The sequence below is a fragment of the Azorhizobium sp. AG788 genome (assembly GCF_004364705.1).
Taxonomy (GTDB): Bacteria; Pseudomonadota; Alphaproteobacteria; order Rhizobiales; family Xanthobacteraceae; genus Azorhizobium; species Azorhizobium caulinodans.
The window spans coordinates 154431-174433 of record NZ_SOBM01000002.1 but is presented as its reverse complement, the minus strand read 5'-3'; the positions used below and the strand labels follow the sequence as shown (position 1 = coordinate 174433).

Genomic DNA, 20003 nt, shown 5'->3' with positions numbered 1-20003 from the left:
TCAGATGACCATGCCGCCGTCCACGCGCAGCACCTGTCCCGTCACGTAGCGGGAGAGGTCCGAGCACAGGAACAGCACCACATCGGCCACATCCTCCGGCGTGCCGGTGCGGCCGAGACCGATGGTCTTCAGGGTCTGCGCCTTCACCTCCGCGCCGAGGTTGGCGGTCATGTCCGTTTCGATATAGCCCGGTGCCACCGCATTGACCCTCACGCCCTTCGGGGCCAGTTCCTTGGCGGCGGCGCGTGTGGCGCCCACAACGCCGGCCTTGGACGCCGCATAGGCCAACTGGCCGGAGGCGCCCTCAAGCCCGACGATGGAGGCCACGTTCACGATGGCACCGCCGCTGCGCGCCATCAGCCGTGCAGCGGCCTGCGTCATGTGGATCGCGCTGCCGAGATTGACGTCGAGCGTGGCACGCACGTCCGCGTCCGGGATCATGCCGATCATGGCGGCGCGCATGATGCCGGCGTTGTTGACCAGAATGTCGAGCCGCTTGAAGCGCGAGAACAGGCCACGGACGATACGCCGGGCGACCTCCGGGTCGCTCACGTCTCCCGCCTCCAGGATGATGCGCTCCCGCACATCCTGCGGCCACCCCTCAAGCAACCTCTCATCCAACTGGCGCGCATTGACCACGACGGTGGCGCCCGCATCGGCCAGACGGCGCGCGATGGCAAGTCCGATGCCACGGGAGGCGCCGGTCACGAGGGCGACGCGCCCTGTCAGCTCAATGCGCATGGCAGATCAATGGGAATGATATTTGGACATGATCTCGACCGCCTTGTCGAAGCTGCTCATGGCGAGGATGTCGTCCGCCTCCAGCATCGCATCGAACTCGGTTTCGAGCGCTGCGACGAGGGTCATATGGCCGATCGAGTTCCACTCGGGCAGCTCGCGATAGACAAGGAGCGTACGGTCGATGGTGTCGTCCACATCGAACGCTTCCTTGAACGAGGCGAAAACCTTTTCCTGAATGTCCATCTTTCCCCCCGCGCGGCCTCGCAATCACCGCATCAATGTTCAGTTCGTCCGCTGGCTGACGAGAACCCGTTGCAGCAGCAGGACATCGTGCCTCTTGTTGTCGGCATCGGCAAAGTGGCTTTCCAGCGTGCCGACGACCTTGTAGCCGCACAGCTCGTTCATGCGGATGGCGTCCACATTGTCGCTGCGGATCTCAGCCATGAGCTTGCGCAGGCCGAGATCGGCGCGGGCCGCCCGCATCAGCTCGCGCATGGCCAGCAGGGCCGCACCGGGAAAGGTGCAGCGGCGGGACAAGGCAACGGCGCCATAGCCATGAAGATCGCGGGTATTGACCTGGCTGATCTGGATGAAACCCAGCGCTTCCTGCGCCTGCGTTTCACAGATGACCCGGAAGAGGCCGTTCGGCTCACTGACACGGCGCTCGATCCACTGCCGCACGGCGGCGTCATCGGTACGGTCGGGAATGGCCATCAGCATGGCCTGCATGTGCGAGTCGCGGCGGATCTCCGCGAGAACCGGAAAATCCGCGTCGGTCGGCAGCCTGAAAGTGATGGATGGACGAACGACCGCCTCCTGTTGCATGCCTTCGTTCCTCATGGGCGGCGCCCGACCGGGACTCAATCCTAACGGTTTCATCGTGCCTATATATTGCTCAACGGTATGCGCGCCGAGGCTTGCGCAAAGATGGCACGCCGTATTCCCCTACGGCACATTTAGGGCATCGGCGGGCCGTCGGGAACCGCGCCGCGCCTCTCGCGCTATGATGTTTCAACGGGATATGAGAGCGAGAGCATTCCGTCGGCGGCGTCATGGCGCGTGTATGTGCGAAGGGCGCCCTCGATGAACCCGAGCGAGTTCTCATGACCCCGCCTTCCCCCACCCTGCCGGACGAACCGCCGGACCTCATCATAGAGCGACTGTCCCTACGGTACGGTACGCAGGTCCTCTGCGCCGACCTCTCCGTGACGTTGCCGGGCGGGCGCACCACCGCGCTTCTCGGCCCAAGCGGGGTGGGCAAGAGCAGCCTGCTGAAGGCCATCGCCGGGCTGGTGCCGGCGCATGCGGGCCGGATCACGGCCTCGGACGGGCGGCCGGTGACGGACCGGGTGGCCTATATGGCGCAACAGGATCTCCTGCTGCCCTGGCTCTGCGTGCTCGACAACGTGACCCTCGGCGCGCGGCTGCGTGGGGAGGTCGCGGACCGGGACTTCGCCCACGACCTGCTGAATCGCGTAGGTCTGGCGGATGTCGCCAAGGCCCTGCCCCGGACCCTTTCCGGCGGCATGCGGCAGCGGGCCGCCATCGCCCGCACGCTCTATGAGCGCCAGCCCTTCGTCCTCATGGACGAGCCCTTCTCCGCCCTGGACGCTATCACCCGCGCCCGGATCCAGGACCTCGCCGCCGAACTGCTGGCTGGCCGCACGGTGCTGCTCATCACGCACGATCCGCTGGAAGCCTGCCGGCTGGGGCACGAGATGCGTGTGCTTTCGGGCCTGCCGGCCCGGCTCGGCTCTCCGATGACCGTGCCGGGCGCCGTCCCCCGTCCCGCGGACGCTGCGGCCGTGCTGGAAGCCCAGGGTGCCCTCCTGCGCCGCCTCATAGCGGAGGCCGCATGACACGCCGGTTCGCGGGATGGGGGCGCGGCCTCCTGACGACAGTCGGTCTGATCGGCCTGTGGTGGCTCATCGCGGTCGCCTTCGCGCTGCCGCCCTACATCCTACCGACGCCCCCGCTTGTGGCTCAGGCGCTCTGGAACGGGCGCTTCTATCTCGCCGGCCACGCGGCGACGACGGCACTCGAGATCGGCCTCGGCCTGTTCTTCGGCGTGCTCATGGGGGCATCGGTCGCCCTCGCCATGGCGGCCTCGCCCGTCGTGCAGCGGTGGCTGACGCCGCTCATCGTCGTGAGCCAGGCCATCCCGGTCTTTGCGCTGGCGCCCATCCTCGTGCTGTGGCTGGGTTTCGGGCTCGCATCCAAGGTCATGATGGCGGTGCTCATCATCTTCTTTCCCGTCGCCGCCACCTTCCATGACGGGCTGCGGCGAACGGAGCCCGGCTGGCTGGACCTTGCCCGCACCATGCGGGCCAGCCGCGCGGCCGAATTGCGCCACATCCGCCTGATGGCGGCGCTGCCGGCGCTCGGCTCCGGGCTGCGGGTCGCAGCGGCGGTCGCGCCCATCGGGGCGGTCATCGGCGAATGGGTGGGGGCGGCGGGGGGACTCGGCTATGTGATGCTGAACGCCAACGCCCGCATGCAGACGGCCCTCTGCTTCGCCGCCCTTTTCATCCTCGCGGTGATGGCCGTGGCCTTGTGGCAATTGGTCGATGTGCTTCTCCGGCGCATCCTGTACTGGGTACCCGATGCGGCCGCCGCCAGACGCGGCCCCGACTGAAAGGACGTGGAATGCTCAGGAAGATGGTTCTCGGCGCGGCGCTCGCCCTGTTCGGCCTCAGCCCCGCCTTTGCGGCGGACAAGGTGACGGTGCTGCTGGACTGGTTCGTCAATCCCGACCACGCCCCGATCCTGGTCGCCGACTCCATCGGCGCCTTCAAGGAGGCCGGGCTTGAGGTTGAGATCGTGCCGCCCGCCGATCCCTCCATGCCGCCCCGCCTGCTGGCGGCGGGACAGGCGGACATCGCCCTCTCCTACCAGCCGCAGCTCTATCTGCTGGCGGAGGAGAACCTGCCGGTGGTGCGCGTCGGCACACTCATCGACAAGCCGCTGAACACCCTCGCGGCGCTGGAGGGCAAGGGCATCAAGAGCCTGAAGGACTTCAAGGGCAAGAAGATCGGCTATTCCGTGAGCGGCGTCGAGACGGCGACCCTGACCGCCATGCTGAAGACCGCCGGCGTCTCGATTGACGACGTGACGCTCATCAACGTGAACTTCCAGCTCGTCAGCGCGCTCATGTCCGGCCAGGTGGACGGCGTGGTGGGCGGCTTCCGCAACTTCGAGGCTACCGAGATCCGCGAAGTCGGCGGCAAGCCGCTGATCTTCAATGTCGAGGACCACGGCGTGCCCATGTATGACGAACTGATCGTCCTCGCCCGCAAGGACAAGGCGAACGATCCGAAGATCGCCAAGTTCCTGGCGGCGCTGAAGAAGGGCACGGACTATCTGCTCGCCCACCCGGACGAGACCTGGACTGCCTTCGCCAAGACCTATCCGGACCTCAACAATTCGCTGAACAAGACGGCCTGGAAGGACACCCTGCCCTTTTTCGCCCGCGATCCCCGGCCGCTGGATGCCGCGCGCTACACGGCCTTCGCCAAGTTCATGCTGGACAGCAAGCTCATCACCAAGGAGCTGCCGCTGGCCGATTACGCCACCGAACTGAAGTGAGCCGGCCCGGCGCGGCGGCACCACCGCCGCGCCGGATGGAACCGCCGCCGGACCTCAGGTCTCCGGCCGGCACGGGGGAATGGGGATGTTTCAAACGCTCGGCCGGACGCTGGGGCTGGATCGGCGCACCTTCTGGGAGGCGGTGCGCGTCGGTTGCGCCGCCTGGCTCGCCTTCGCCATCGCGACCTTCCTGCATATCGAGAGCGCCTATTGGGCGGTGATGCCCGTCTGGGTGGTGTCGCAGCCGGCGCGGGGCCTGCTGATCGGACGTGCCGTCTTCCGCGTGGTGGGCACGCTGGTGGGGGCCGCCTTCGGCTTCGCGCTTATGTGGCTCGATCCCGGTCCCGCCGTCGTCCTCGCCTGCCTCGGCCTCTGGATCGCCGGCTGGACCGCCGTCCTGCACCTCATGCGTGGCGTTCACAGCTATGGCGCCATGCTCGCGGGCATGACGGCCGCCGTGGTGCTGCTGCCCTCGCTCCTCCATCCCGCTCACGGCCCGGCTCTCGCCCTCGCCCGCGTGGAATGCACGCTGATCGGCGTGCTGGTGGTCACGCTCGTCACGGCCTTGTGGACGCCACGCTCGTCCGTCGAGGAGTTCCGGACCCGGCTCGCCGCCCTGGCCGAGGACGTGCTGGTCACAGCCCTGACCATGCAGGCCCCGCTGCGCGGCTCCGACGAACGGCGGCTGCTGAAGGAGATCGCCGATCTCCAGGCCGCCGCCGCCCAGGTCACTGCCGGCTCCATGAGTGGCTACCGCCGGCTGCGCCGGATCGATGCCTTCATCGTCGCGACCCTCGGCCTTCTCGCCCAGTTGCAGCGGCACGCCTTCGCCGCGCCGAGCGGGCATCCCGCCCTTGAGGAAGCGAGCGCCCGCGCCGTGGCCCAGCGGGTGTTGCAAGATGGCCGCCTCGACGCCCTCGCACCCGCGACGGACCGGGTGCAGGACACCGATGTGCGCGCCGCGCTCCGGCGGATGATGGAAAGCCATGCGGCGCTCGGCGCCGAAGCCGAGGCGGCGGGGGAAGGCCACAGCACGTTGCGCACGGTCCTGTTCTCTCCGCTGGCCGACCGGCGCAAGGCGCTGCTACTCGGGATCTTCACCGGCATTTCAACAACCCTTGCGGCCACCATCGCCTTCCTGTTGGCGTCGAATGCGGGCGAGCTTCTGGCGCTCGGCGTCTGCATCTTCGGCATGGTGATGGGCGTGCTGCCGGCGCCGCGCCGCATGGCGCCGCTGATGTTCTGCGGCGTGCTCGCAGGCGTGGCGATTGCCACGCTCTACCGTTTCGGCATCCAGCCGCACATCGCAACGCCGTTGGAACTGGTGCTGTCACTCGCCCCGTTCCTGATGCTCGGCGCCTTCGCCCGGCTGAGCCGACGCACCGCCATTCCCGCCATTGATGCCAACATGTGCTTCCTGCTGGCGAGTCAGGCCGTGCTGCCTGCGGTGACGGATGCGCGCGACATCCTGAGCGGCGGCTTTGCCCTCATCCTGGCCGCAGGTCTGGCGACCACCGTCGTGCGCCTTTTGCCACGCAATCGGATCGGAACGGCGCGGCGGCTGGCGCAAGCGCTCGCCGATGATCTCGCCCGCCTTGCCCGCCCGGAGACGCGTGGCACCAGCGATGCGGAACAGGTGCGGCGGGGCATGATGCGGCTCAGCATCCATCTGGAACGGGGCTCGCGCCGGGGCGCGGAACGGCGCTGGAGCCTGCTCTCGGCCCTCGCGCTCGGCGAGACCATCGCCCGCCTGCGCCTGAGACTCGCGTCAGCCGCCGCCCCGGAACAGGCCGCGCTGACGGACGCCCTCGAAGCACTGGCGGACCTGCGGCGTGACCCCGATGGTGCAGCGGCCAGACTTGGCACCATCACCGCCGCACATGCGGATGGGGACCTGCGGGTGGCTCAGGCAGCCCTCACGGCGCTGCTTCCAGTGCTGCGTATCGGCCGCAGCGCCTGATCGCTCAGACTCTCACAGTCCCAGCGCCGAGAGGTCCGGCCCGACGGGTACGATGCCCGTGGGGTTGAGGGCGCGGATCGAATAATAGCCGCGCTTGATATGGTCGATGTTCACCGTCTCCCGTACCCCGGGCAGGTCGAGCACCCGACGCAGATAGTCCGAGAGCGCGGGATAGTCCTTCAGCATGCGCTGGTTGCACTTGAAGAGGCCGTGATAGGCGGCGTCGAAACGCACCAGCGTCACGAAGAGACGGATGTCCGCCTCGGTGAAGCGATCCGCGAAGAGATAGGGGCCGCCAGCCGCAAGGCGCACATCCAGCTCGTCGAGCATTCCGAAGACGTCCGCGAACGCCTCCTCATAGGCGCCCTGCGTGGTCGCAAAACCCGCGCGATAAACGCCGTTGTTGAGGCGCGGATAGATGCGCGCGTTCAGTTCGTCGATCCTCTCCCTCAAGTCGGCGGGATAAAGGTCGAGGTCGGACCGGGCGAGCGCACCGAAGCCGGAATTGAGCATCCGCAGGATGTCGGCGGACTCATTGTTGACGATGGTGCCGCGTACCTTGTCCCACAGCACCGGCACGGTCGCCCGACCCGTATAATGGGCATCGGCGCGGGAATAGAGCTCGTGCAGGAAGGTGGCTCCGTTCAGCGTGTCGCGATCGGCACCCGGATAATCGCCGAAGCGCCACCCTTCCTCCGTCAGCGCCGGCTCCACCACGCTGACCGAGATCGCATCCTCCAGCCCCTTGAGCTTGCGAGCGATGAGGGTGCGCGAGGCCCAAGGACAGATGAGGGCCACATAGAGGTGGTAGCGGCCCGCCTCGGCGGGAAAGCCGCCCTCGCCCGTCGGTCCGGGCGCACCATCCGGCGTGACGAAGCTGCGGAAGCCGGAAACCTGCCGGACAAAACCGCCCTTGGCGTCGGTCGCTTGAACCGGCTGCCAGTCGGCGGTCCATTTTCCATCCACGAGCATGTTCGGTCCCTCGCCCTTTCGTGCCGCTGCGCGGTCAGTGCGCGCCGCCGTCCTCGATCATCCGCACGACTGTCCCCCAGGGATCGGTCACCGTGAAGGCCGGCCCCGTTTCCCCCGTACGGGCCCGGATGCCCTCCATCCGGTCCGGCCCCGCCACAAGCGCGAATTCCGAAAGGCCCGTGGACGGATAGGTGCGAACCGCCGCGCCCCGGCTGTTCCAGATGTTTGTCGCCAGATGGTGATGATAGCCATTGGCGGCATAGAAGGCCGCGCCGGGATAATGGGTCGTGATGTCGAAGCCCAGCACGCCGGCATAGAAGGCCTCCGCGGTCGGCACCGCGCCCACCTGCAGATGCACGTGACCGACCACCGCGCCTTCCGGAAAACCCTGCCAGGGCGTGTCGGCGCCGGGCTCGGCCATGAGCGTGTCGAAGCGCAGGGCCTCTGTGACCATATGGATCGAGCCATTGTCCCAGCGCCACGCGCTGGCGGGGCGGTCGGCATAGATCTCCACGCCGTTGCCTTCCGGGTCGGTGAGATAGATGGCTTCGCTCACCGCATGATCGGAGGCGCCGACCACCGGCACCCGGTCGGCCATGGCGTGATGCGTCCAGCGGGCAAGATCCACCCGGCTGGGCAGCAGGAAGGCCGTATGGAACAGGCCCGCCTCGCGGGCGGTGGAGCGGCGCGCAGCCGCGTCCCGCCGCAGTTCCAGGAGGACGGTACCGCGCACGCCGAGTTCGACATGTTCCCCATCCCCCCGCAGCCGGTGAAGGCCGACCGCACGCTCATAGAAGGCGGCGACGCCGGCGAGGTCGTGCACGGTCAGCACCACCCGGCCCATGGCGAGCGACAAGCCGCTTGCAGGCGCGTGAGCAGAGGGGGCGAGGGTTGCGGTCATGGTCCGTCCTCCTGTTGCGCCTCACCGGCGCGCGCCGACCGGCGTGGACTTCAGGGCAAAGGCACCGTCACCGATGAGCGCCAGAGCCAGAAGGCCTGCGATCCACAGCGCCAGAAATTCCCAGCCGCCCTTGGGGTTCGTGAAGAAGAAGCCGGCCGGACCATGCACGGTCGCAATGGCGCCCGCCAGCACCGGGATCATGAGAATGGCGACGAGCCGGGGGAAGATGCCGAGGATGAGCGCGGCGGCGCCCAGGACTTCCCAGCAGATGGTCACATAGGCAAACCAGCCGGGCAGGCCCAGGGAGCCGAAGAAGGCGGCAGTGCCCGCGGGGGTGAAGACGAAGATCTTCAGGCCCGCATGGGCGAGAAACAGGATGCCGAGCGCGAGGCGCAGAAGCAAGGCGGCGTAAGGGGCGGTACGGCTGTCGGACATGGATGAAATCCGCTGGAAGTGAAGATGAGAGGACTATCCTCTTCCGAAGCGGAGCGATTAAGCGGGCGAGACGGGACAGTTTCCTTCCATAATGGAAGAGATCGACCTACCAGCCACGGTCCCACTCGGGCTGGCCCCGATAGCAATTGGCGAGGAAATCGACGAGCGCGCGCACCTTCACGGCGAGATGGCGCCCCGGCGGATAGAGCGCATAGACGCCCCGCGCCGGTGGCATCAAATCGCGAAAGAGCGGCACCACCGTCCCGGCCTTGAGCTTCGGCCCGGCGATGAAGGTGGGCATGCGGGCGATGCCGAGCCCGGCCTCGGCTGCGGCGAGGCACGCTTCGCCGCTGGAAAAGCGCATGCGGCCGGAGACCGTGACCGCATCGCCGGCGCCATCGGGTGTCTGGAACCGCCAGACCAGCGGCTCGGGGAAATTGTCGTCGATGATGCAGGCGTGCCGGACCAGGTCCTGCGGTGTCTGCGGTGTTCCATGGGCGGCGAGATACGCGGGCGAGGCCAGCCACATGATCTGCGAGTCGCACAGCTTGCGCGCGATCAGGCTCGAATCCCTCGGTGATCCGATACGGATGGCGGCGTCAAAACCTTCATCCACCACGTTCACCAGCCGGTCGGAAAAGCTCACGTCGAGCTGGATCTGCGGAAAGGCACGGGCAAAATCGAGCAGCAGCGGCATGAGCTGGATGTGCCCGAACGACATGGGCGCGCTGAGACGCAGCCGCCCCGCCGGCGCGCCGGAGGCATTGCGTACCGAGGCATCGAGGGCGTCGAATTCATCGAGCAGCGGCTTGATGCGCTCATAATAAGCCTGCCCCACTTCCGTGGGGGAGAGCGCCCGCGTGGTGCGCTTGAGCAGTTGCACGCCAAGCTCCGTCTCCAGACGCGAGACAAGCTTGGAGGCCTGCCCGCTGCTGGTTCCGAGCCTTTCGGCAGCCGCGGAGAAGCTGCCGGTGTCCAGCACGGCCACGAACATGCGGTCACAGGTCAGACGCTCCATCACACCACCACAGATCACCCCGTGAGACACGGGCAACCACCAGAGATCGCATCCAGGTCCGCATCATGGAACCGAAGAAATTCCCGGTGCGGATGGAAGCTTTATTGCTTTCCTCGCCCTCGCGCGCGGACTAGGAAATATGCAACGCCAACAATGGATAAGAACATGAACGCTTCCATCGATAAAGTCGCCCTCGTGACGGGCGCCGCGCGTGGCATCGGCCTTGCCGCCGCCCGCCGCTTCCTCGACGAAGGCTGGCGCGTCGGCCTCCTGGACATCGATGGTCCCGCGCTCCGCGCCGTGGTGACCGAACTGGGGGAGGATCACCGCACGCTCGCCATCGAATGCGACGTCTCCGGCCGCGCCGGCGTGGCCGCGGCCATGGAGGAACTGGTCGCCAAGTTCGGTCGCATCGACGCGCTGGTGAACAATGCCGGCGTTGCGGTCTTCAAGCCGCTCCTGGAAACGGCGGACGACGAATGGGAGCGGGTGCTGGCCGTGAACCTCACCGGCCCCTTCCTCTGCACGACGGCGGCCGCGCCCATCATGGCCCGCGAGGGCGGCGGGGCGATCGTGAACATCACCTCCATCTCGGGCCTTCGGGCGTCCACCCTGCGCAGCGCCTACGGCACCAGCAAGGCCGGCCTCGCGCACCTGACGAAGCAACTGGCGGTGGAGCTGGGTGAAATGGGGATCCGCGTCAATGCGGTGGCGCCCGGCCCCGTGGACACGGCCATGGCGAAAGCGGTGCATTCGCCGGCGATCCGCGCCGACTATCATGACGCCATACCGCTCAACCGCTACGGCCGCGAGGAAGAGCTGGCGGAAGCCATCTATTTCCTGTGCTCGGACAAGTCGAGCTACATCACGGGCCAGGTTCTGGCGGTGGATGGCGGCTTCGAGGCGGCCGGCATCGGCCTGCCCACCCTGCGCGGTGCCGCGCGCGGCTGACGTTCGACTCCCCGGCGCGCCAAACTTGCGTCGGGGAGCTTTCATCGACCGCTACGTCCGCGCCGCCTCGAAGGCGCCGAGGAAGGCGACGGCATTGTCCGACAGGGACGGCCCGAGATAGCCGCCCTCCTGGACGATAACCGTCGGCAGGCCGAGCGCTGCGAGCTTCGTCGCGCCGATGCGGAAGCCCTCCGTGGTCATGCCCACGAGGGAGAGCGGATCGTCCTTCGACATGTCAAGGCCGAGGGAGAGCACCAGCGCCTCGGCGCCGGACGCGCGGATGATCTCCACCGCCGCGTCATAGCGCGCGAGAATGTCCTCCACGCCCGCCCCAACCGGGAGCACGAGATTGCGGGTCGCGCCCGCGCCCTCCCCGCGCCCGGTCTCATCCTCATAGCCGAGGAAGAAGGGGGTATAGTCGCTGGGATCAGTGTGAATGGAGACATAGAGCACGTCGCCACGCTCATAGAAGATGTCCTGCGTGCCGTTGCCGGCGTGCGTATCCACGTCGAGGATCGCCACCTTGCCGAAGCGCCCGCGCAGATGCTGGGCCGCCACCGCCGCATTGTTGAAGAAGCAGAAGCCCCAGCTCGCGTCCTGCACCGCATGGTGGCCGGGCGGACGGCACAGGGCATAGATGTGGTCCGTCGCGCCCGTGCGCACCCGCTCGGCCGCCTCGATGGCCGTCTGCGCCGACCAGTAGATGGCCGTGGCCGTGCCCTCCACGAGCGGGCAGGACGTGTCGGTCGAATAATAACCGAGCTTTCCGATGACGCCCTTCGGCACGCGCCAGGTGCGCCGGTCCGTGTGATAGTTCGGCACGGCGGGCACGGTGGTGCCGGTGGCCTTCACCCATTCCGGCCAGCCGGTGAGCAGGAAGTCCACATAGCCCTCGTCATGCACCGCCTTCACCGGTGCGATGCCGTGGTCGCGCGGCGCCTCCATCTCATGGCCGGCCGCAAGCAGCGCATCGCGCACGAGAATGGCGCGCTGGGGCTGTTCGGGATGGGGAATGAAGGCGCCACGGCGGAAATAGAGTTCCGGGTCATGCAGCAGCTGGCGCGGATCGAAAATGAACTTCATCACAGTCCTCGTGCTCTCACCGCACGGGGCGAACTCTGCCACCGTGCGCAAGGCTCCCGCCCGCCGCCGTGGCGCGCGGGAACGCAGGTCAGACCGCCGCCCGGCCCGCGAAGGCATCGCCCTCGCTGCGGCCCGGGATCGCCTCGATGAGGCGGCGGGTATATTCGTGCTTCGGCGCGCCGAAGATATCGGCGGCCGGGCCCATCTCCACCACCTCGCCCTTGCGCATCACCGCCACCGTGTCGCAGATGGTGGCGGCCACCCTGAGATCATGGGTGATGAAGACGAGCGCGAGGTTGAGCCGGACCTTCAGGTCCGCCAGAAGGCGCAGCACCTGCGCCTGAATGGACACGTCGAGGGCCGACACCGCCTCGTCGGCAATGATGATCTCGGGATCAAGCGCCAGCGCGCGGGCAATGCCGATGCGCTGGCGCTGCCCGCCGGAAAACTCATGCGGGAAACGATCGAGGGCGGAGGGATCGAGGCCCACCAGCTTCAGGAGATCGCCCGCCTTCTGAAGCGCCTCCTTCACCGGCACGCCGGCGGCGATGGGCCCTTCAGCGATGATCCGGCCCACACGGGTGCGCGGATTGAGCGAGCCGTAGGGATCCTGAAACACCATCTGCATGCGCCGGCGCCACAGGCGCATCTCGCCCGCCGACTGGCCCATGGTCTCCTGCCCATCCACCCTGATCGAACCGCCGTCCGGCTCGATCAGCCGCACGAGGCAGCGGCCAAGCGAGGACTTGCCCGAGCCGCTCTCGCCCACGACGCCCAGCGTCTCGCCGCGCGCAAGGGTGAAGCTCACATCGCGCACCGCATGGACCACGCGGGGCGGCTTCAGGAAGCCGGTGGGGCTCGTATAGGTCTTGGTGAGGCCCTTCACCTCCAGCACCACCTGACGCTCGGCCTTTGCTGCCGGCGCACCGGTCGCGCGCCCGGTCGGAATGGCGGCAATGAGCGCCTGCGTGTACTCGTGCTGAGGGTTGCCGAGCACGTCCACTGCCGTGCCGGTTTCGACCACGCGCCCCTGCCGCATCACCACCACACGGTCGGCAATGTCCGCCACCACGCCGAAGTCGTGGGTGATGAACATCACCGCGGTCCCATGCTTCTCCTGCAGTTCGCGGATCAGCTTCAGGATCTGCGCCTGCGTCGTCACGTCCAGCGCCGTGGTCGGCTCGTCGGCGATCAGCAGCACCGGATCGAGCGCCAGCGCCATGGCGATCATGACGCGCTGGCGCTGGCCGCCGGAGAGCTGGAAGGGATAGGCGTGGATCGCCCGCTCGGGCTCGGGAATGCCCACCTCGGTGAGCAGCGCGAGCGCCCGCGCCCGCCGCTCCGCCGTCGAATAGAGACCGTGGGCCTCGAACACTTCGGCGATCTGCTCGCCCACGCGCATGAGCGGATCAAGGGCAGTCATCGGCTCCTGGAAGATCATGCCGATGCGCCGGCCCCGGATGGCCCGCATGGCGGCCGGATCGAGGCGAAGCACATCCTCGCCCTCGAGCAGCGCCTGCCCCTGCGCCACGCGGGTGCCGGGCGGCAGCAGGCCCATCACCGCATTGGCGGACATGGATTTGCCCGAGCCGCTTTCACCCACGATGGCGAGCGTCTCGCCGCGATGGATGTCGAAGCTGACATGCTCCACCGCGTAGAGCCGGTCGGCGCCCGCCGGCAACTGGATGGCAAGGCCGGAGACGGAGAGGATGGGCTGTTCGCTCATGGCACGCTCCTCACGCATGGTCGCGGGCCGAGCGCGGGTCGAGCGCTTCCGACAGCCCCTCGCCCACCAGATTGATAGCGAGCACGGCGATCACGATGGCGAGGCCCGGCAGGACGGAGAGCCACCAGGCCTGCCGCACCACCGTGCGCGCCGCGCCCACCATGTAACCCCACGACATGACGGACGGGTCGCCGAGGCCGAGGAAGGAGAGCGAGCTTTCCAGCAGGATCGCGGTCGCCACCATCAGCGAGGCCAGCACCACGATGGGCGACACCACGTTGGGCAGGATCTGGCGGGTGATGATGGTGAAATGCGACTGTCCGCAGAGGATGGCCGCTTCCACATATTCGCGCTTGCGCTGGGCCAGCACCTCGCCGCGCACCAGCCGCGCCACCGGCGGCCAGCCGACGATGCCGATGGCAGTGACGATGGAAACGAGGCTCGGCTGGAAGATCGCCACAAGGACGATGGCCAGCGCAAAGCTCGGCACCGTCTGGAAGAATTCGGTGACGCGCATCAGCAGGTCATCCACGATCCCGCCGAAATAGCCGGCGATGGCGCCGATCGGCACGCCGATCACGAGGGCCACCAGCGTCGAGACCGTGCCGATGAGCAGCGAGACGCGCGCCCCATGCACGAGGCCGCTCGCCACATTGCGGCCGAGCGTATCCGTGCCCAGGGGCACGGCGGCATTCACGAAGGGCGCGAGGAAGGGCCGCTGGACCATCTTCCAGGGCGAAGCGGGATAGAGATAGGGCGCGGCGAGCGCGACGGCGACCAGCAGCACCACCACGACAAGCCCGGCGACGGCAGCCTTGTGCCGGCAGAAGCGGGACCAGAAGCCCTTCATCGCGACACCTCGATGCGCGGGTCCACCATGCGGTAGACGAGATCGGTCAGGATGTTGAACACCACCACCATGGCGGCGGAGACCACGAAGACGCCGAGCAGCAGGTTGTAGTCGCGCTGGATCAGCGCCTCGTACATGAGGCGGCCGATGCCCGGCCAGGCGAACACCGTCTCTGTCATCACCGCGCCGCCCACCATCTGTCCGGCCTGAAGACCGGCGAGGGTGACGACGGGGAGCACCGCATTGCGCAGCACGTGCCGGCGCAGGATCACGCGCTCAGGCAGGCCCTTGGCCCGGCAGGTCTTCACGAAATCCTGCCGCGCCACCTCGATCATGGAGGCCCGCGTTATGCGCACATAGACCGCAGTGAAGAAGAGGCCGAGCGTCACCGCCGGCAGCACCAGATGGCGCGCCACGTCGAGCGTCCGGTCGAGCAGGCCGGCGTCGCCACCCACATCACGGATGCCGAAGGCCGGCAGCCAGTCGAGCCAGACGGAGAAGATGAGCACGGCCATGAGCGCCATCCAGAATAGCGGCGCGGCATAGAACACCAGCGAAACGGTGGTGATGATGCGATCCAGGGGACGCCCCTTGTGGGCCGCCGCCCACGCGCCGAGGACGACGCCGAGCGTGAGCGAGAAGACGAAGGCCGCGCCGGTGAGCAGCAGGGTCGCCGGCAGGCGGTCGAGCACCAGATCCAGCACCGGCATCTGCTGGCGGTGCGAGAAGCCGAGATCAAGCCGCACGACGCCCCACAGATAGAGGCCGAGCTGCGTGGTGAGCGGCTGATCCAGCCCGAACTTCACCCGCAATTGCTGGACGAAGGCCTCGTCGGTGGCGCCGGACTCGCCGGCCATCACGGAAGCCGGATCGCCCGGCGCCATGTGGATGAGAAAGAAATCAAGAATGACGATGGCGAGCACCACAAGGATGCCCTTGGCCAGCCGCCAAAGGAGAAACTGCAGGGTCTGCATGTAGGGCGGATCTCGTCGGCGGAAACGACGGGGCGGCGGCGGGGGAACCGCCGCCCGGGTGCGCTGCGCGAAGCCCGTTTCGGGGCTGGCGGATCACTCGATCCAGGCGTCCTTGAAGCCGTCATTCACACCGATGCCGGTGGTGATGAGGTTCTTGACGTTGCAATGGGTCAGCGTCGGGAACTTGAGGTCGATGAGCCAGTCATAGACCGCATCCTCCGTCAGCTTCTTCTGGACGGCGGAATAGGCCTTCTGGCGCTCGCTGTCGGGGAAGCCGACGGCGCCCTCGGCAAACAGCTTGTCCACCTCGGGGTTGGAATAGCCGCCCACATTGTTGAAGGGCGAGCCCTTGGCAATGTTAGAGGAGATATAGGCGCGGGAAACGCCCAGCGCCGGGTCGCCATACTGGTAGAGGAAGGTGATGGAGATATCGAAATCCCAGTCGCCGAGCTTCTTGTTCCAGCCCGCGACGTCGGTGTTCACCATCTCGACCTTGATGCCGACATCTTCCAGATTTTGCTTGATGGCCTCGGCCCAGCGCAGCCAGGTCTCGCCATAGGGCATGGGCGTGAAGCGCACCGGCTCGCCCTTGTAGCCCATCTCCTTGAGCAGTGCCTTGGCCTTGGCGGGATCGTAGGGATACTTCACCACCGCCTTGTCATCGCGGAAGGACGTGGACTGGGCGAAGGGACCGTCGGATACCGCGCCCATACCGTTCCACAGCACGTCGAGCGCGAAGTTGCGGTCGATGGCGTAGGACACCGCCTTGCGGAAGCGAGGGTCCGCCGTCAGACCGCCGCGATGGTTGAACCAGAGCCAGGACTGTGGCGCGAAGAACTCCCAGCCCTTGTCGGTGATGCAGGCATTCTTCGTCTTGGCGAGGCGGGGAATGTCGAAATTCTCCACCGACCCGCCAGGCAGGATGTCCACCTTGCCGGTCTCGAAGGCGACCGCGCGGGCCGCGGCATCCGGGATGATGTGCCAGTAGATCTCGTCGAGATGGGGCTTGCCCTTCTCGTAATAGTCCGGGTTCTTGACGAGCTTGATATAGGAGCCCTTCACCCATTCTCCGAACTTGAAGGGACCGGTGCCGATGGGCGTATTGTTCGCCGGATTGGTGAGGAAGTCGGTGCCCTCATAGATGTGCTTGGGCACCATGGGCATGGTGCCGACCTCGAACATACGGATGAAGGGGCCGAAGGGCTGCTTCAGCTGGAACACCACCGTCTCGTCGTCCGGCGCGGTAATGCTCTCCACATAAGCGAGCGAGGCGCGCGTGCGCGGATTGGTCTTGCGCAGGAAGACGTCGGCGGAGAACACCACGTCGGCCGCCGTGAAGGGCTTGCCGTCATGCCACTTCACGCCGGGCTGGAGCTTGAAGGTGTAAGTCTTCCCGTCCTCGGAAATGGTCCAGGACTTGGCAAGCTGGGGCTTCGGCTGCAGCTTCTCGTCATAGCGCAGCAGGCCCTCGTAGATGTTGCCGGCCACCATCTGGGTCGGGGCATTCTGAAGGATGCCGACCATGAGCCCCGGCGGCTCCGGCTGGATCACCACATTGGCGCGGCCGCCCTCCTTGGGCGTGCCCTGCTGGGCGAATGCGCCGCCCGCGGCGAGGACGGAAAGCGCGACGGACGCCGCAAGTGTACCGAGCAATTTCGCTTTCATGACGGCTTGTTCCCCTGGAAGGATTGTTGATTGAGCCTTCAGTGTTCGAAATCGGGCGCCACGGCGCGGGTGAGCCGCAGGAAGGCGGCCCACTCGGGATCGACCGCGCCGGAGGCGGCGTGCAGGTCGTCCCAGGTCTCATACTGGCGGGCGGTGAGATCGGCGATCTCGCGCGGCGGCAGCCGGATCGGCCGGCCGGTGCCCAGCGCCGCCACCTGCGCCTGGCAGGCGCGCTCCAGATTGTGCATGAGGACAAAGGCTTCGCCTACGGTCCGGCCGCAGGTGAGAAGGCCGTGGTTGCGCAGGATCATCGCCTTGTGCGTCCCAAGGTCCGCCACCAGACGCGCGCGTTCCTCCAGATTGACGGCGATGCCCTCGAAATCATGGTAGGCGATGCGGTCGTGGAACTGGAGCGACCACTGGTTCATGGGCAGAAGCCCCTCCTCCATGCACGCAACGGCCACACCGGCCACAGTATGCGTGTGCAGCACGCAGCCGATCTCCGGCCGGGCGCCATGGATGGCGGAGTGGATGACGAAGCCCGCAGCATTGATGCCGTGGCCGCGCGGATCGTCGAGCACGGTGCCGTCAATGTCGATGGTGACGAGCTCGGATGCCTTCACCTCGTCGAAGCGCGTACCGTAGGAGTTGATGAGAAACTGCTCACCCACGCCGGCCTTGGCGGAGATGTGGGTGAAGATGCTGTCGTCCATCTTGAAATGGGCGAGCAACCGGTAGGCGGCCGCGAGATCCGTCCGCGCGCTGGCTGCCAACTGTTCCGAACCCAGGCTCACATGAGCGCCCATCTCACCCTCCCTTGCGCATCGGTGCCGCGCCACGCGACATTTGACGGGCTTCATCGTAGGCACATAGATTTGAAACTGTCGACAATCGACGGTGTGGAAAATTTAAGCAGGCTCTGCCTGCGACCAAACGAGGGTGAACGTGCCGCGCGCAAAGCATGAGGTGGAGAGCGGAGCGCTCGGTGCGCTGGCTCCCGAGGATCTGGTCAGCCGCATCGCTACGGCCCTGTCCGAAGCCATCATCGGCGGGCGCTTTGCCCCCGGCGCCCGGCTCAACGAGGTGCATCTGGCCGCCGAAATCGGCGTCTCCCGTGCGCCGCTGCGCGAGGCGGCGCGCCTGCTGGAAAACCGCGGGCTGGTGGTTTCCCAGCCGCGCCGGGGCTTCTTCGTGCGCGATCTCACCGCCGCCGCGCTCGATGATGCCTACGACCTGCGCCTGTGCCTTGAACGCCATGCGGGACGTGCGGTCTGCGCGACGCTCACCCCCGAAATGGCGGCGGCCCTCAGGACGCAGGCCGCGCGCATCCACGAAACCCGCAGCGATCCCGGCCGGCAGGTAGAAGAGGACTTCGCCTTCCACCGCCTGATCTGCGCGCTCTCCGGCAATGCCCGGCTGCTGCGTGTCTATGACGAACTCACCGACGAGATGCGTTTCGGCATCACGGTCATCGGCCATCTCTACGACGATGCGGACGTGATCGCCCGCACCCACGATCCCGTGCTCGACGCGCTTCTCTCGCGCGACGGCGAGCGCTGGTGCGCGGCCATCGACCATCATGTCGGTGTGGCGCGCGCGCATGTGGTCAAGCTCCTTGCCGCCCGCGAGAGCGAAGAATCGAAAGGCTGAGGCCGCTCATCGCCCGGCATCCTTGAGCAGCGGCTCCAGCGCCTCGGCTGCAGCCAGCACCGCTCCGTCCGCGCCACGGGCGCCAACGATCTGGAAGGAACGCGGAAGTCCCTCCGCCGTGGACGCCAGCGGCACGACCGCGGCCGGCTGCTGGCTGAGATTGATGGGGAAGCTGAAGCCGGCCCAGAGATGCCAGCGCTTCAATCCGCTTCCCTCCGGCACCAGCGCCCCGGCGGTGAACGGAAGCACCGCGACGCCCGGCGAGACGATGAAGTCGTAGGACTCGAGCAGGGCATCCATGGCGGCACCGAAGGCCCCGCGCTCCGCCTGTGCCCGCATCAGATCGATCGCCGACTGACGCGCGCCCTCCGCCGCGATCTCCAGGAATCCGGGGTCGATGCCGCTACGATCGTCCTCTGGAATGGCCGCAAGGCGGGCCGCGGCCCCGCCGTACCAATGGGCCTCGAACACGCCGGTCACCCGATCGGCCCGCGGCAGGTCGATGGGCTCCAGAATCGCCCCCTGCGCCTCCAGCACCTTCAGCGCGGCCTGGAAGGCCACGGCCACCGGGGCTTCGACGGCGCCGCATGGCGGCGTGGACCAGACGCCGATGCGCGCTCCCTTCGGAAAATCCGGATGAAGGCGCATGCCCAGCGGCGCCAGCGCGCCCGCTCCCTGCGCCCAGTCTGCAAGATCACGGCCCGACATTGCCGCCAGCATGGGGGCGAGGTCTGCGGCGTGGCGAGCCATGGGACCGATATGGGCCACCGTGCCAAAGGCGCTCGCCGGGAAAGCGGGAACGCGGCCGAAGGTCGGCTTCAAGCCGGCGATGCCTGAAAAGGCCGAGGGAACACGGATCGAGCCGCCTCCGTCGGTGCCGAGATGGAGCACGCCCGCTCCCGCAGCGGCCGCGACCGCCGCACCGCCGGAGGACCCGCCCGGCGTGCGGCTGGGATCATGGGGATTGCGCGTGATGCCGAAGGCGGGGCTATCCGTCACCGCCTTCCAGCCGAACTCAGGCGAGGTGGTAAGGCCGATGAAGACCGCGCCGGCGCTGCGCAGGCGCCGAACGGAGGGCGCATCCTCGGCATAGGGCTGGGCGGGCGTCGTGCCGCTGCCGTAGCGGACCGACCAGTCCTTCACCCACACGATGTCCTTGAGGGTCGTCGGAATGCCGTCGATGGGCGAGAGCGCCGTCCCGTTGGCCCAGCGCGCTTCCGCCGCCCGCGCAGCGGCAAGCGCGCGCTCATGATCGATGGACAGGAACGCATTGAGCGCCGGGCTGATCTCTTCGGCGCGCGCGAGGGCGGCCTCCGTCACTTCCACGGGCGACAGTGTGCGGCGCGCAAAAGCCTGCGTGAGGGCCGCCACCTGCGGTCCTTCATCCTTGGCGAGAAACGAAGAAAGCCCGGCCATACGCAACCCCTGCTCGCAAATGCAGCAAAATTTCCGCTGCACCTTTGAAAGGCAGAATGACCTTCCCGAGGCCTCC

Annotated in this window: 20 protein-coding genes; 6 read left to right on the top strand and 14 right to left on the bottom strand. The window is 67.4% G+C overall.

Annotation, left to right across the window (positions count from 1 at the left end; genetic code table 11):
- Genes DFO45_RS04800 through DFO45_RS04790 form a run of 3 tightly spaced genes read right to left on the bottom strand, consistent with a single transcriptional unit; the run spans position 1 to position 1566 of the window.
- A complete protein-coding gene (locus DFO45_RS04800) occupies positions 1-741 on the bottom strand; it encodes a glucose 1-dehydrogenase (RefSeq protein ID WP_133863995.1) in 741 nt (246 codons plus the stop codon).
- A 6-nt stretch (positions 742-747) separates the two neighbouring features.
- Positions 748-984 (bottom strand): acyl carrier protein, encoded by a 237-nt coding sequence (locus tag DFO45_RS04795; RefSeq protein WP_133863994.1) that lies wholly within the window; start codon positions 982-984, stop codon positions 748-750.
- A 39-nt stretch (positions 985-1023) separates the two neighbouring features.
- Positions 1024-1566 carry a GNAT family protein gene (locus tag DFO45_RS04790; protein WP_245517953.1) on the bottom strand — a complete coding sequence of 181 codons (543 nt, stop codon included), beginning with the start codon at positions 1564-1566 and terminating at the stop codon, positions 1024-1026.
- A gap of 278 nt (positions 1567-1844) precedes the next feature.
- Here DFO45_RS04790 and DFO45_RS04785 point away from each other — a divergent pair, with 278 nt between their 5' ends.
- The 4 genes from DFO45_RS04785 to DFO45_RS04770 all read left to right on the top strand — a co-directional run bounded on the left by DFO45_RS04785 (position 1845) and on the right by DFO45_RS04770 (position 6286).
- Positions 1845-2600, top strand: coding sequence for an ABC transporter ATP-binding protein (locus tag DFO45_RS04785; protein ID WP_133863992.1), 756 nt, complete (start codon positions 1845-1847; stop codon positions 2598-2600).
- Positions 2597-3376, top strand: a complete 780-nt coding sequence (locus tag DFO45_RS04780) for an ABC transporter permease (RefSeq protein ID WP_012170584.1) — start codon at positions 2597-2599, stop codon at positions 3374-3376. Before DFO45_RS04785 ends, DFO45_RS04780 begins: the two co-directional genes overlap by 4 nt.
- 11 nt (positions 3377-3387) lie before the next feature.
- A complete protein-coding gene (locus DFO45_RS04775; RefSeq protein ID WP_133863991.1) occupies positions 3388-4326 on the top strand; it encodes an ABC transporter substrate-binding protein in 939 nt (312 codons plus the stop codon).
- A gap of 85 nt (positions 4327-4411) precedes the next feature.
- Positions 4412-6286: an FUSC family protein gene (locus DFO45_RS04770; protein WP_166657049.1), complete on the top strand. Its 1875-nt coding sequence runs from the start codon at positions 4412-4414 to the stop codon at positions 6284-6286.
- A 12-nt stretch (positions 6287-6298) separates the two neighbouring features.
- Here the strand turns inward: DFO45_RS04770 and DFO45_RS04765 are convergent, their stop codons facing one another.
- From DFO45_RS04765 to DFO45_RS04750, 4 genes are all read right to left on the bottom strand, one after another.
- Complete coding sequence (locus tag DFO45_RS04765; protein WP_133863989.1) at positions 6299-7258, bottom strand: glutathione S-transferase family protein; 960 nt, start codon at positions 7256-7258, stop codon at positions 6299-6301.
- A 34-nt stretch (positions 7259-7292) separates the two neighbouring features.
- Positions 7293-8159 carry a VOC family protein gene (locus DFO45_RS04760; RefSeq protein WP_245517952.1) on the bottom strand — a complete coding sequence of 289 codons (867 nt, stop codon included), beginning with the start codon at positions 8157-8159 and terminating at the stop codon, positions 7293-7295.
- A gap of 21 nt (positions 8160-8180) precedes the next feature.
- Positions 8181-8594, bottom strand: coding sequence for a DoxX family protein (locus tag DFO45_RS04755; RefSeq protein WP_133863988.1), 414 nt, complete (start codon positions 8592-8594; stop codon positions 8181-8183).
- A gap of 106 nt (positions 8595-8700) precedes the next feature.
- Positions 8701-9612 carry a LysR family transcriptional regulator gene (locus DFO45_RS04750; protein ID WP_133863987.1) on the bottom strand — a complete coding sequence of 304 codons (912 nt, stop codon included), beginning with the start codon at positions 9610-9612 and terminating at the stop codon, positions 8701-8703.
- A 165-nt stretch (positions 9613-9777) separates the two neighbouring features.
- On the opposite strand from DFO45_RS04750, the gene DFO45_RS04745 reads away from it, so the two are divergent.
- On the top strand, positions 9778-10563 hold the full coding sequence (locus tag DFO45_RS04745; protein ID WP_133863986.1) for an SDR family oxidoreductase: 786 nt from the start codon (positions 9778-9780) through the stop codon (positions 10561-10563).
- A gap of 51 nt (positions 10564-10614) precedes the next feature.
- On the opposite strand, the gene DFO45_RS04740 is transcribed toward DFO45_RS04745, so the two are convergent.
- From DFO45_RS04740 to DFO45_RS04715, 6 genes are all read right to left on the bottom strand, one after another.
- The gene (locus tag DFO45_RS04740) at positions 10615-11646 is read right to left on the bottom strand and encodes a histone deacetylase family protein (RefSeq protein WP_133863985.1); all 1032 of its coding nucleotides are present in this window, start codon (positions 11644-11646) and stop codon (positions 10615-10617) included.
- A gap of 88 nt (positions 11647-11734) precedes the next feature.
- On the bottom strand, positions 11735-13372 hold the full coding sequence (locus DFO45_RS04735) for an ABC transporter ATP-binding protein (RefSeq protein ID WP_133863984.1): 1638 nt from the start codon (positions 13370-13372) through the stop codon (positions 11735-11737).
- 10 nt (positions 13373-13382) lie between these two features.
- Complete coding sequence (locus DFO45_RS04730) at positions 13383-14222, bottom strand: ABC transporter permease (protein ID WP_012170574.1); 840 nt, start codon at positions 14220-14222, stop codon at positions 13383-13385.
- A complete protein-coding gene (locus tag DFO45_RS04725; RefSeq protein ID WP_133863983.1) occupies positions 14219-15196 on the bottom strand; it encodes an ABC transporter permease in 978 nt (325 codons plus the stop codon). Before DFO45_RS04725 ends, DFO45_RS04730 begins: the two co-directional genes overlap by 4 nt.
- Before the next feature lie 93 nt (positions 15197-15289).
- Positions 15290-16861 (bottom strand): ABC transporter substrate-binding protein, encoded by a 1572-nt coding sequence (locus tag DFO45_RS04720; RefSeq protein ID WP_133863982.1) that lies wholly within the window; start codon positions 16859-16861, stop codon positions 15290-15292.
- A 38-nt stretch (positions 16862-16899) separates the two neighbouring features.
- Positions 16900-17667 (bottom strand): class II aldolase/adducin family protein, encoded by a 768-nt coding sequence (locus tag DFO45_RS04715; RefSeq protein WP_012170571.1) that lies wholly within the window; start codon positions 17665-17667, stop codon positions 16900-16902.
- A 139-nt stretch (positions 17668-17806) separates the two neighbouring features.
- On the opposite strand from DFO45_RS04715, the gene DFO45_RS04710 reads away from it, so the two are divergent.
- Positions 17807-18511, top strand: coding sequence for a GntR family transcriptional regulator (locus tag DFO45_RS04710; RefSeq protein WP_245517951.1), 705 nt, complete (start codon positions 17807-17809; stop codon positions 18509-18511).
- A gap of 6 nt (positions 18512-18517) precedes the next feature.
- On the opposite strand, the gene DFO45_RS04705 is transcribed toward DFO45_RS04710, so the two are convergent.
- Positions 18518-19927 (bottom strand): amidase family protein, encoded by a 1410-nt coding sequence (locus tag DFO45_RS04705; protein ID WP_133863981.1) that lies wholly within the window; start codon positions 19925-19927, stop codon positions 18518-18520.
- Between the last annotated feature and the right edge of the window lie 76 nt (positions 19928-20003).

What these genes read in the sequence shown, in the direction of transcription:
- DFO45_RS04800 (WP_133863995.1), bottom strand. Translation starts at nt 741, where the DNA reads ATGCGCATTGAGCTGACAGGGCGCGTCGCCCTCGTGACCGGCGCCTCC.
- DFO45_RS04795 (WP_133863994.1), bottom strand. Translation starts at nt 984, where the DNA reads ATGGACATTCAGGAAAAGGTTTTCGCCTCGTTCAAGGAAGCGTTCGAT.
- DFO45_RS04790 (WP_245517953.1), bottom strand. Translation starts at nt 1,566, where the DNA reads ATGCAACAGGAGGCGGTCGTTCGTCCATCCATCACTTTCAGGCTGCCG.
- DFO45_RS04785 (WP_133863992.1), top strand. Translation starts at nt 1,845, where the DNA reads ATGACCCCGCCTTCCCCCACCCTGCCGGACGAACCGCCGGACCTCATC.
- DFO45_RS04780 (WP_012170584.1), top strand. Translation starts at nt 2,597, where the DNA reads ATGACACGCCGGTTCGCGGGATGGGGGCGCGGCCTCCTGACGACAGTC.
- DFO45_RS04775 (WP_133863991.1), top strand. Translation starts at nt 3,388, where the DNA reads ATGCTCAGGAAGATGGTTCTCGGCGCGGCGCTCGCCCTGTTCGGCCTC.
- DFO45_RS04770 (WP_166657049.1), top strand. Translation starts at nt 4,412, where the DNA reads ATGTTTCAAACGCTCGGCCGGACGCTGGGGCTGGATCGGCGCACCTTC.
- DFO45_RS04765 (WP_133863989.1), bottom strand. Translation starts at nt 7,258, where the DNA reads ATGCTCGTGGATGGAAAATGGACCGCCGACTGGCAGCCGGTTCAAGCG.
- DFO45_RS04760 (WP_245517952.1), bottom strand. Translation starts at nt 8,159, where the DNA reads ATGACCGCAACCCTCGCCCCCTCTGCTCACGCGCCTGCAAGCGGCTTG.
- DFO45_RS04755 (WP_133863988.1), bottom strand. Translation starts at nt 8,594, where the DNA reads ATGTCCGACAGCCGTACCGCCCCTTACGCCGCCTTGCTTCTGCGCCTC.
- DFO45_RS04750 (WP_133863987.1), bottom strand. Translation starts at nt 9,612, where the DNA reads ATGGAGCGTCTGACCTGTGACCGCATGTTCGTGGCCGTGCTGGACACC.
- DFO45_RS04745 (WP_133863986.1), top strand. Translation starts at nt 9,778, where the DNA reads ATGAACGCTTCCATCGATAAAGTCGCCCTCGTGACGGGCGCCGCGCGT.
- DFO45_RS04740 (WP_133863985.1), bottom strand. Translation starts at nt 11,646, where the DNA reads ATGAAGTTCATTTTCGATCCGCGCCAGCTGCTGCATGACCCGGAACTC.
- DFO45_RS04735 (WP_133863984.1), bottom strand. Translation starts at nt 13,372, where the DNA reads ATGAGCGAACAGCCCATCCTCTCCGTCTCCGGCCTTGCCATCCAGTTG.
- DFO45_RS04730 (WP_012170574.1), bottom strand. Translation starts at nt 14,222, where the DNA reads ATGAAGGGCTTCTGGTCCCGCTTCTGCCGGCACAAGGCTGCCGTCGCC.
- DFO45_RS04725 (WP_133863983.1), bottom strand. Translation starts at nt 15,196, where the DNA reads ATGCAGACCCTGCAGTTTCTCCTTTGGCGGCTGGCCAAGGGCATCCTT.
- DFO45_RS04720 (WP_133863982.1), bottom strand. Translation starts at nt 16,861, where the DNA reads ATGAAAGCGAAATTGCTCGGTACACTTGCGGCGTCCGTCGCGCTTTCC.
- DFO45_RS04715 (WP_012170571.1), bottom strand. Translation starts at nt 17,667, where the DNA reads ATGGGCGCTCATGTGAGCCTGGGTTCGGAACAGTTGGCAGCCAGCGCG.
- DFO45_RS04705 (WP_133863981.1), bottom strand. Translation starts at nt 19,927, where the DNA reads ATGGCCGGGCTTTCTTCGTTTCTCGCCAAGGATGAAGGACCGCAGGTG.